This is a genomic window from Staphylococcus ureilyticus, from assembly GCF_002902235.1.
Lineage (GTDB): Bacteria > Bacillota > Bacilli > Staphylococcales > Staphylococcaceae > Staphylococcus > Staphylococcus ureilyticus.
Genome location: NZ_PPRL01000045.1, coordinates 1 through 11914, shown reverse-complemented (window position 1 = coordinate 11914; position 11914 = coordinate 1). Strand labels below are relative to the sequence as shown.

At 35.5% G+C, this 11914-nt stretch carries 9 protein-coding genes; all 9 read left to right on the top strand.

Annotated elements, in window-relative coordinates:
• Positions 1-471 precede the first annotated feature (471 nt).
• The 9 genes from ilvD (at position 472) to ilvA (ending at position 11440) form a co-directional block, all read left to right on the top strand.
• Positions 472-2160 carry a dihydroxy-acid dehydratase gene (gene ilvD, locus CD150_RS04910; protein WP_064210000.1) on the top strand — a complete coding sequence of 563 codons (1689 nt, stop codon included), beginning with the start codon at positions 472-474 and terminating at the stop codon, positions 2158-2160.
• A 12-nt stretch (positions 2161-2172) separates the two neighbouring features.
• The gene (ilvB, locus tag CD150_RS04905) at positions 2173-3963 is read left to right on the top strand and encodes a biosynthetic-type acetolactate synthase large subunit (protein ID WP_070039243.1); all 1791 of its coding nucleotides are present in this window, start codon (positions 2173-2175) and stop codon (positions 3961-3963) included.
• The gene (ilvN, locus tag CD150_RS04900; protein ID WP_046206534.1) at positions 3960-4433 is read left to right on the top strand and encodes an acetolactate synthase small subunit; all 474 of its coding nucleotides are present in this window, start codon (positions 3960-3962) and stop codon (positions 4431-4433) included. The genes ilvB and ilvN overlap by 4 nt, the downstream gene beginning before the upstream one ends.
• A gap of 44 nt (positions 4434-4477) precedes the next feature.
• The gene (gene ilvC, locus CD150_RS04895) at positions 4478-5482 is read left to right on the top strand and encodes a ketol-acid reductoisomerase (RefSeq protein WP_103161397.1); all 1005 of its coding nucleotides are present in this window, start codon (positions 4478-4480) and stop codon (positions 5480-5482) included.
• Positions 5483-5606: 124 nt separating this feature from the next.
• Positions 5607-7142 (top strand): 2-isopropylmalate synthase, encoded by a 1536-nt coding sequence (locus CD150_RS04890; protein WP_073346029.1) that lies wholly within the window; start codon positions 5607-5609, stop codon positions 7140-7142.
• On the top strand, positions 7139-8179 hold the full coding sequence (gene leuB / locus CD150_RS04885; protein ID WP_073346032.1) for a 3-isopropylmalate dehydrogenase: 1041 nt from the start codon (positions 7139-7141) through the stop codon (positions 8177-8179). The genes CD150_RS04890 and leuB overlap by 4 nt, the downstream gene beginning before the upstream one ends.
• A gap of 17 nt (positions 8180-8196) precedes the next feature.
• Positions 8197-9567: a 3-isopropylmalate dehydratase large subunit gene (leuC, locus tag CD150_RS04880; protein ID WP_103161396.1), complete on the top strand. Its 1371-nt coding sequence runs from the start codon at positions 8197-8199 to the stop codon at positions 9565-9567.
• Between the two features lies 1 nt (position 9568).
• On the top strand, positions 9569-10144 hold the full coding sequence (leuD, locus tag CD150_RS04875; RefSeq protein ID WP_103161395.1) for a 3-isopropylmalate dehydratase small subunit: 576 nt from the start codon (positions 9569-9571) through the stop codon (positions 10142-10144).
• Between the two features lie 27 nt (positions 10145-10171).
• Positions 10172-11440, top strand: coding sequence for a threonine ammonia-lyase IlvA (ilvA, locus tag CD150_RS04870; protein ID WP_073346041.1), 1269 nt, complete (start codon positions 10172-10174; stop codon positions 11438-11440).
• The last annotated feature ends 474 nt before the right edge of the window (positions 11441-11914 follow it).

Below are 11914 nucleotides of genomic sequence, written 5' to 3'. Positions count from 1 at the left end.
ACTACTTTCTTATTGATTTTTATCAGCACTAAATGATCATCTATTACTTTAATACTTTATTATCATTAAATTAACTACTATAGTTTAACAAATTTTTTCTTATTTTACTTCAAACTAAAACAAGTTCCAACATTTTGAAATTATTTGAATTGATAGAAAATTTAAAAAATCATTGACAGCACAAGTTCAATATAGTAAATTTAATTTATCGAATTTTTAGACAATTCAATTTAACACATTAACAGATAAACCATTCTAACGGAAAGGAGCATAATAAGATGACCAAATATACAATGCAATACCAACCAACAACTTCAAATATTTTAGTCATTTTATTATGCTATTAGGACTGGAACTTTAGTAAAGAATCTACTAAATGTTTAAGTCCTATTTCTAGTTGAATGGGACTTGAAAGCGTCCCAATTATTTATTGGGACGCTTTTTTATTTTCAAATTTATGGGGGAATTAATATGAGAAGCGATATGATCAAAAAAGGAGATCATCAAGCTCCAGCAAGAAGCCTTTTGCATGCAACAGGCGCTTTAGAAAAACCAACAGATATGAATAAGCCTTTCGTAGCTATATGTAATTCATATATCGACATTGTACCAGGACACGTTCACCTAAGAGAATTAGCTGACATTGCTAAAGAAGCAATTCGAGAAGCAGGTGCCATCCCCTTTGAATTTGACACAATCGGTGTAGATGATGGTATTGCAATGGGACATATTGGAATGAGATATTCACTGCCATCTAGAGAAATTATTGCCGATGCTGCAGAAACAGTTATCAATGCACACTGGTTTGATGGTGTCTTTTACATACCGAACTGTGACAAGATTACACCTGGCATGTTACTAGCAGCTGTAAGAACCAATGTTCCAGCTATTTTTTGTTCAGGTGGACCTATGAAAGCAGGTTTATCATCACAAGGTAAAGCATTAACACTTTCTTCAATGTTTGAAGCAGTTGGAGCATTTAAAGATGGTTCAATTTCAAAAGATGAGTTTTTAGATATGGAACAAAATGCTTGCCCTACTTGTGGTTCATGTTCTGGTATGTTTACAGCAAATTCAATGAATTGTTTAATGGAGGTTTTAGGCTTAGCTCTCCCATATAACGGTACAGCCCTAGCAGTAAGTGACCAACGTAGAGAAATGATTAGAGAAGCAGCATTTAAACTTGTTGATAATATCAAAAATGACATTAAACCAAGAGACATTGTTACTAAAGAAGCAATTGATGACGCATTTGCTTTAGACATGGCTATGGGGGGATCTACCAATACAGTACTACACACATTAGCGATTGCAAATGAAGCTGGCATTGATTATGACTTATCAAGAATAAATGAAATTGCGAAAAAAACGCCTTATTTGTCAAAAATAGCACCAAGTTCTTCCTATTCTATGCATGATGTACATGAAGCTGGTGGCGTTCCAGCTATCATTAACGAATTATTTAAAAAAGAAGGTACACTTCATCCAGACAGAATTACAGCCACAGGTAAAACACTTCGTGAAAATAACGAACACAAAGAGATATTAAATAGTGATGTAATCAGACACCTTGATAATCCATACGATAAACAAGGTGGCCTTTCAATCCTTTATGGTAACTTAGCTCCTAAAGGTGCGGTTATCAAAGTCGGTGGTGTTGATCCTTCAATTAAAGTCTTTAAAGGAAAAGCAATTTGTTTTGATTCACATGATGAAGCAGTTGAAGCAATTGACAATCACGTAGTACGTGAAGGTCATGTGGTTGTGATTAGGTATGAAGGCCCTAAAGGTGGACCAGGAATGCCGGAAATGTTGGCCCCTACATCATCTATTGTAGGAAGAGGGTTAGGTAAAGACGTTGCATTAATCACTGATGGTAGATTTTCCGGAGCAACACGAGGTATTGCTGTTGGTCATATTTCACCAGAAGCTGCGGCGGGTGGACCTATCGCTTTAATTGAAAACAACGACGATATCACAATTGATTTAACAAACAGAACATTAAATGTAGAAGTTACAGACGAAGTATTAGAATCTAGAAAACAAAACTTGAAACCATTTAAAGCAAAAGTGAAAACAGGTTATCTTGCACGCTATACAGCATTAGTAACGAGTGCTAATACTGGTGGTATTATGCAAGTACCTGAAGATCTCATTTAAGGAGTGAGTATGATGTCTAAACAAACTGAAATACTTGAATATGAAAAATCAGAAAATTTAGATTACTTTGAAACAGCAGAAGCAATTGAGCCCGAAGTTGAATTAGAAAAAGAAACAATTGATGAAATGAAATCTGGTTCAGAATTATTAGTAGATTCACTTGTAAATGAAGATGTAGATTTTATATTTGGTTACCCTGGTGGTGCTGTACTTCCACTATATGACACATTTTATGATGGGAAAATTAAACACATTCTAGCGAGACATGAACAAGGTGCTTCACACGCTGCTGAGGGTTATGCGCGTGTTTCTGGAAAAACTGGTGTCGTTGTCGTTACAAGTGGTCCTGGAGCAACAAATGCAATCACTGGTATTGCTGATGCTTATAGTGATTCACTACCGCTTGTCGTTATCACAGGTCAAGTTGCAACAGCTGGTATAGGGAAAGATGCTTTCCAAGAAGCAGACTTGCTTTCAATGACTACACCGATAACTAAACATAATTATCAGATTAAAAATGTAAATGAAATACCTAAAATAATCCATGAGGCATTTCACGTAGCAAACTCAGGAAGAAAAGGACCAGTCGTTATTGACTTCCCAAAAGATATGGGAATCTTATCTACTAACGCAGAAGTATCAAACGAATTGAACCTACCTGGTTATTCAGTTCCTAATCAACCAGACAAAACAGAAATTCAAAAATTACGTGATTATTTAAAATCTTCTAAAAAACCTGTGGTTTTATCAGGAGCTGGTGTAAATCACGCTAAGGCTAATGAAGTTTTCACTGAATTTGTTACACGACATCAATTGCCTGTAGTTAGTACTTTATTAGGGTTAGGTGCCATACCATATGAAAACCCCCTATTTTTAGGTATGGGGGGAATGCACGGATCATACGCAAGCAATATGGCATTAACAGATTGTGATTTACTTATAAACTTTGGCAGTCGTTTTGATGACAGACTTGCAAGTAAACCAGATGAATTTGCACCTAATGCAAAAATTGTTCATATCGACATTGATCCATCAGAAATAAATAAAATAATCAAAGTTGATTTAGGTATTGTTGCAGATTGTAAAGCAACTTTAGAAGCATTACTTGAATTCGACAGCTATTCAATCAACCATGATGACTGGTTAGAAACATGCTTTAACAATAAAGCAGAGCAACCTTTTGCATACAAAGAAGATCCAGATGGTACATTTTCAAAACCACAGCGTACTATTGAATATATAGGAGAAATTACTAAAGGTGACGCAGTTGTTACAACTGATGTCGGTCAACATCAAATGTGGGTTGCCCAATATTATCCATTTAAAAATCACGGTCAATTAGTTACGAGTGGTGGCTTAGGAACAATGGGCTTTGGCATACCTGCAGCAATAGGTGCAAAATTAGCTGAACCTGATAAAACAGTCGTAGCTTTTGTTGGCGACGGTGGTTTCCAAATGACCAATCAAGAGTTAGCAATACTAGAAGAATACGATTTAGACATAAAAGTTGTAATTATAAATAACGGCACGTTAGGTATGGTTAAACAATGGCAAGATAAATTCTTTAACAAACGTTTCTCTCATTCCGTATTTAATGGACAACCTGATTTCTTAAAATTGGGAGAAGCATACAATGTGAAAGGTTTCCTTATCGATGATCCAACACATTTAGAAGAACAACTAGACGCTGCTTTTGAACACAAAGGGCCTGCTCTCATTGATGTTCGTATCTCACCTATCGAACCTGTTAATCCAATGGTGCCTAGCGGTAAAGCTAATTATGAGATGGAGGGATTATTATGAGACGCACATTTAGAACAAAAGTTTTAGATAAAGCTGGTACTTTAAATAGATTAACGAGTATCTTTGTTCGCAGGCAATTTAACATTGTCACGTTATCAGTTACTCCAACGAGAGAAGATGGCGTTTCTAATATCACATTTGTAGCGGAAGTCCCAGATTCAGATGTTTTAAGAAACTTAATTAGCCAATTGGAAAAACAAATAAATATTATTGATGTAGAAGACATCACTGATACAAATACTTACAACAGAGAATTAGTGCTTGTGAAATTAGAAACACCAAGTAACCATCAAGATTTACAAAAAGTAATTAAACCTTATGATGCGCTAGTCTCTATTTTAAAAAATGAGGATCCTTACACCTATCTTCAAGCCTCAGGTCCACAATATACAATGGATAATTTATTAGATGATCTATCATCATATAACATTGAACAAGTTTCAAGAACTGGTTCAGCCGGTTTAGTTTAAAACACAATTCATCAAACTATATTTAAAACATGGAGGATTTTATTATGACAACAGTTTATTATGACCAATCAGTTACGAAAGATGCATTACAAGGTAAAAAAGTAGCCATCATCGGCTATGGTTCACAAGGACATGCACATGCGCAAAACCTAAAAGATAACGGCTATGACGTGATTATTGGCATCAGACCAGGTCGTTCATTTGACAAAGCAAAAGATGATGGTTTCGAAGTATATCCTGTAAATGAGGCAGCAAAACAGGCTGATGTCATCATGGTATTATTACCAGATGAAATTCAAGGACAAGTATATAATGAAGAAATTAAACCTAATTTAGAGCCAAATAATGCACTTGTTTTCGCACATGGCTTTAATATTCACTTTAATGTTATTCAACCACCTGAAACAGTAGATGTATTTTTAGTAGCACCAAAAGGGCCTGGACATTTAGTTAGACGTACTTTCACAGAAGGTAGCGCCGTACCCGCCCTATTTGCAGTTGAACAAGATGCAAGTGGTGAAGCAACTGATTTAGCACTAAGTTACGCAAAAGGTATTGGTGCAACTCGTGCTGGGGTTTTAGAAACATCATTTAAAGAAGAAACCGAGACAGATTTATTCGGTGAACAAGCAGTACTTTGTGGTGGTACAACAAAACTAATTCAATCTGGTTTTGAAACATTAGTTGAAGCTGGTTATCAACCAGAAATTGCTTACTTTGAAGTTTTACATGAAATGAAATTAATTGTTGATTTAATGTATGAAGGTGGCATGGAAAACATGCGCTATTCAATCTCAAATACAGCTGAATTTGGAGACTATGTATCAGGACCACGCGTAATCACTCCAGATGTTAAAGATAATATGAAAGCAGTACTTAACGATATTCAACAAGGAAACTTCAGCGATCGTTTCATCAAAGATAACGAAAATAATTTTGAAGAATTCCATAAACTACGTGAAGAACAACATGGACATCAAATTGAAGCGGTTGGTAGAGACCTACGTGAGATGATGCCATTTATTAAATCCAAGAGTATTGAAAAATAATTAGTTTTATGGTGATGCCTGAAGAATCAAGAGAAGTCCCCTACTTTAATTTTTAGGACAATTTTAGATTCTTCGGCTCATTCATCATATTGAACTAAAATCTATTTATTAGGAGATGTTTAAAATGACTAGCCATATTCAAATTTTTGATACGACACTAAGAGACGGAGAACAAACGCCAGGCGTAAACTTTTCCTTCGATGAACGCTTAAAAATTGCTAAACAACTTGAAAAATGGGGTGTTGATATCATCGAAGCTGGTTTCCCTGCTTCAAGTTCAGGTAGTTTTAAATCCGTAGAAGCGATTTCTAAAACATTAACAACCACTGCTGTTTGTGGCTTAGCACGTTGTGTCAAAAAAGATATTGATGCAGTGTATCAATCAACAAAAGAGGCAGTAAAACCTAGAATACATGTGTTCTTAGCAACTAGCCCTATTCACCGTGACTCAAAACTCATGATGTCCAAAGAAGAAGTGTTAGCATCAATCAAAGAGCATGTTGCTTATGCTACAGAATGTTTTGACGTCGTTCAATTTTCACCAGAAGATGCTACAAGAACGGAACTACCTTTCTTAATCGAATGTGTTCAAACTGCAGTTGATGCGGGAGCAAGTGTCATCAATATACCTGATACAGTTGGATTCAGCTATCCTACAGAATATGGCAAAATTTTTAAAACACTCCAAGAAAGCATTAAAACAAATCATGAAGTTATTTATAGTGCACACTGTCACGATGACTTAGGCTTAGCTGTTGCAAATAGTATGTCTGCAATTGAAAATGGTGCAAAACGCATTGAAGGTACTTTAAATGGTATTGGTGAACGTGCAGGTAACACAGCCCTTGAGGAAGTTGCACTTGGCCTATACGTTCGACAAGATCATTATGGTAATCAAACACAAATAAATCTCGAAGAAACTAAAAATACATCTGATTTAATAGCACGATATGCAGGAATTCGAGTCCCAAGAAATAAAGCTATTGTCGGACAAAATGCTTTTAGTCACGAATCAGGTATTCATCAAGATGGTGTTCTTAAAAATCCTGAAACTTATGAGATTATGACACCACAATTAGTAGGCGTCAAAACAACTGAATTACCGCTCGGTAAATTATCTGGTAAACACGCTTTTTCAGAAAAATTAGTTGCATTGGGATATGATGTGGATGCCGAAGAACAAAAAGAACTATTTAAGCAATTTAAAACAATTGCTGATAAGAAAAAGTCTGTTACTGACAGGGATATACACGCTTTAATTCAAGGAACTGAACATGAACAAAATGCCATCTATAAAGTTGAAGCTCTGCAACTACAATTCGTCTCAAATGGACTACAAAGTGCTGTCGTAGTTATTCAAGATAAAGATGGAAATACGTATCAAGATTCAAGTATTGGTACTGGATCAATTGTTTCTGTATATAATGCAGTAGATCGAATTTTCAATCGCAAAACTGAACTTATAGACTATCGTATTGAATCTGTAACTGAAGGTACTGATGCACAAGCAGAAGTACATGTCCAAATTAAAATTGGAGATCAAATCGTTACTGGTGTAGGTATTGATCATGACATCTTATTAGCATCATGTAAATCATATGTTGAAGCACATGCTAAATACGTTTCTAATTCAGAAGTGAAAGAAGGTATTCACTCATGAGTTATAAGATTGTAGCACTTCCCGGGGATGGAATTGGACCGGAAATTTTAAATGGTTCACTAGAAATTCTTTCACAACTAAGTAATATCTATAATTTCGACTATGAAATAGAAACGCATGATTTCGGCGGTATTGCTATAGATAATCATGGTACGCCACTACCTGATACGACGCTAAGTGCTTGTAAACAAGCAGACGCAATTCTATTGGGTGCTGTCGGTGGCCCAAGATGGACAGACCCTAATAATAGACCTGAACAAGGTCTGCTTGGTATTCGAAAAGCTTTAGGTCTATTTGCTAATATTCGCCCCACTACAGTAACGAGTGGTACCAGTCACTTATCACCTATTAAAAAAGAGCGTGTAGCTGGTACAGATTTTATTTTAGTAAGAGAGTTAACAGGTGGTATTTACTTTGGTGAACCAAAACATTGGAATGAGGATAAAGCTTTAGATTCCTTAACTTATACACGTACAGAAATAGAACGAATTGCAAGAGTTGCTTTTGATTTAGCTCAAAACCGTCGCAAAAAATTAACTTCTGTAGATAAGGAAAATGTACTTTCTTCCAGTAAATTATGGAGAAATGTAATAAATGATGTATCTAAAGACTATCCAGATGTTGAAGTTAATCATTTACTTGTAGATGCTTGTGCAATGCATATCATTACAAATCCTTCTCAATTTGACGTCATTGTAACAGAAAATTTATTTGGAGATATATTAAGTGATGAGGCATCTGTAATTCCTGGCTCGCTTGGTCTTTCACCATCAGCTAGTTTTAGTGAAAAAGGACCAAGACTTTATGAACCCATTCATGGTTCTGCACCTGATATTGCAAATAAAGATATAGCAAATCCATTCGGTATGCTTTTATCAGTGGTTATGTGTTTAAGAGAAAGTCTTAATGCACCAGAGGCTGCTCATAGATTAGAATCAATTATTTATCAACTTATCGAAGATGAAAAAACAACTCAAGATCTCAATGGTAAGTATAAAACGACTGATATTTTTAAATTCATTAAACAAAATCTTTAAAAAGGAGGAGATGTCATATGGGTAAAACACTATTTGACAAAGTTTGGAATAAGCATGTCTTAACCGGTAAAGAAGGTGACCCACAATTATTATATATAGACCTACATCTTATACACGAAGTCACATCTCCTCAAGCTTTTGAAGGACTTAGACTACAAAATAGAAAGCTGCGCAGACCAGATTTAACCTATGCGACGTTGGACCATAACGTTCCTACAGTTGATATTTTTAATATTAAAGATGAAATTGCTAATAAACAAATAACAACGCTTCAAAAAAATGCCAAAGAATTTGATGTGCATATTTTTGATATGGGTTCTGACGAACAAGGTATCGTGCATATGGTTGGTCCTGAAACTGGACTGACACAACCTGGAAAAACAATCGTATGCGGAGACTCTCATACAGCTACACATGGTGCTTTTGGTGCTATTGCATTTGGTATTGGAACTAGTGAAGTCGAACATGTTTTTGCAACACAAACACTATGGCAAACAAAGCCAAAAAATTTAAAAATTGATGTTACTGGTAAACTACCTACAGGCGTATATGCAAAAGATATTATTTTACATCTTATTAACCAATATGGTGTTGACTTTGGTACTGGATATGCACTTGAGTTTTCAGGTGAAACTATTCGTAGTCTATCAATGGAAGCAAGAATGACGATTTGTAATATGGCGATCGAAGCTGGTGCAAAGTATGGGATGATGGCGCCTGACGAAACTACATTTGAATATGTAAAAGGAAGACCTTATGCAACAAACTTTGCATATGATGTAGATGAATGGCGTGAACTTTACACAGATGATGATGCAAATTTTGATAAAATCATACGACTTGATGTTTCTGATTTAGAACCACAAGTTACCTGGGGTACTAGCCCTGAAATGGGTGTTAGCTTTAATACACCATTTCCTGAAATTAATGATGTTAATGATGAACGGGCCTATAACTATATGGGACTAGAACCTGGTCAAAAAGCAGAAGATATTGATTTAGGTTATGTATTTTTAGGTTCTTGTACGAATGCCCGACTATCTGATCTAATAGAAGCAAGCCATATTGTAAAAGGAAATCAAGTGCATCCTAATATTACAGCAATCGTCGTTCCTGGTTCTAGAACTGTAAAGATAGAAGCAGAAAAATTAGGTCTTGATAAAGTGTTTAAAAATGCTGGATTTGAATGGAGAGAACCTGGTTGTTCAATGTGTCTTGGTATGAACCCTGACCAAGTACCTGCTGGTGTGCATTGTGCATCAACAAGTAATCGTAACTTTGAAGGACGCCAAGGCAAAGGGGCTCGAACACACTTAGTCTCCCCTGCTATGGCAGCTGCTGCAGCCATTAACGGGAAATTTGTAGACGTAAGAAAGGTGGTTGTATAATATGGAAATCCAACCTATCACAACCTATACTGGTAAAGTTGTTCCATTATTTCATGATAATATTGATACTGACCAAATCATACCAAAAGTACATTTAAAACGAATTTCTAAATCTGGTTTTGGACCTTTTGCTTTTGATGAATGGCGCTATTTAGAGGATGGATCCGACAATCCAGATTTCAATCCAAATAAGCCAGAATACCAAGATGCCACGATTTTAGTAACAGGGGATAATTTTGGTTGTGGTTCGAGCCGTGAACATGCAGCTTGGGCAATTAAGGATTATGGTTTTAATATTATTATTGCCGGTAGTTATAGTGATATCTTTTATATGAACTGTACTAAAAATGCGATGTTACCTATCGTATTAAATGAAGAAGAACGTCAATACATTGCCAAAGCAGGTAAAGTCACTGTTGATTTACCTAATCAAACTGTGACTGCGAATGATAAAACATTTCACTTTGAAATTGATGAAACGTGGAAAAATAAACTTGTTAATGGACTTGATGACATTGCTGTAACACTACAATTCGAAAATGAAATTCAAACATATGAAACGTCAAAAGCTTTTTAACGAAACTTAAATAAAGGTGTGAAATTTATGGCTGTCAAAACAACTGTTTCTTCAAAAGATATAGATGAAGCTTTCTTACAATTGAAAGATGTTGTTAAAGAAACTCCTTTGCAAAAGGATCATTACTTATCGCTTAAATACGATTGTGATGTCTATTTAAAAAGAGAAGACTTACAATGGGTTCGATCTTTTAAATTAAGAGGTGCTTATAACGCAATTATAGCGTTAAATGAAAATGATAGACAAAACGGAATTACATGTGCAAGTGCAGGTAATCATGCACAAGGTGTTGCTTACACTGCCAACAAACTTAATTTAAATGCTGTTATATTTATGCCAGTAACTACACCTCTTCAAAAGATAAATCAGGTGAAATTTTTTGGTGGTAGTAACGCTGAAGTTGTGCTTACCGGCGATACATTTGATGATTGTCTAAAAGAGGCACTTACTTATACTCAAGATAATAAAATGAATTTCATCGATCCATTTAATAACATTTATACAATCGCTGGCCAAGGTACGTTAGCTAAAGAAATTTTAAAACAATCTAAAGAGGATAACATTCAATTTGATTATTTATTCGCAGCTATAGGCGGCGGTGGGTTAATTTCAGGGATAGGCACTTACTTCAAAGAACATTCACCACAAACTTCTATCATTGGCGTAGAACCTGCCGGTGCAAGTAGTATGTATGCCTCTGTTGTACTAGAAAATCAAATAGTAACTTTACCTGAAATTGATAAATTTGTGGATGGTGCATCTGTAGCAAAAGTCGGTGAAATCACATATGATATTGCCAAAAATGTAGTAGATGACTATATTCAAGTACATGAAGGCGCTGTTTGTTCAACGATCTTGGACATGTATTCTAAACAAGCAATTATTGCGGAACCTGCTGGTGCTTTAAGTGTTTCAGCTTTAGAACAATATCGCTCAGAAATTAAAGGTAAGACAGTTGTTTGCGTTGTAAGTGGCGGCAACAATGATATCAACCGTATGAAAGAAATCGAAGAACGTTCTTTATTATTTGAAGAAATGAAACATTACTTCATTCTCAACTTCCCACAAAGACCTGGCGCATTAAGAGAATTTGTAAATGACGTACTTGGACCAAAGGATGATATTACTAAATTTGAGTACCTTAAGAAAAGTTCTCAAAATACAGGAACTGTCATCATCGGCATACAATTAAATAACCATCAAGATTTAGATAACTTAAAGTCGAATGTCAATGAATTCGATCCTTCCAATATCTATATTAACGAAAACAAAATGCTTTATTCACTATTAATTTAAAAGTCTAGCTTATGCTAGACTTTTATTTTATATAAAGTACCACTTGCAGTTCTTCGAACTGGAAGTTAAGCTCCTTTTATGTAAAAAAAAGACCCTTTCGGGTCTTACTTGCCTGTAAAGTCACACTTCTTAATTTTAATTTTTACGTTTGACACTTATATATCTTATAAATTTATATGTTATTGGAATAGTGTGACTTATACATGAGCTTTAGCTCATGTATTCCTCTTTACCTACTCTTGCGGAACGTAAGTCAGCTACCTTCGGCGCTAAGAAGCATCCCTGACTTCAGACAAGCGTTCGTAAAGTACCACTCTCAATTTATTGAGATAGCGGTACTTATGCATGCGTTTTTGCTCATGCATTCCTTTTACTATTTCACGCTTTCCTCACTCACTTACCGCTTGTAAGCTCATTTCGTCTCTCGTTTACTTCGTCAGCTTCAAACGCTTTCTTTTGTCAGTTTGCAGTTCT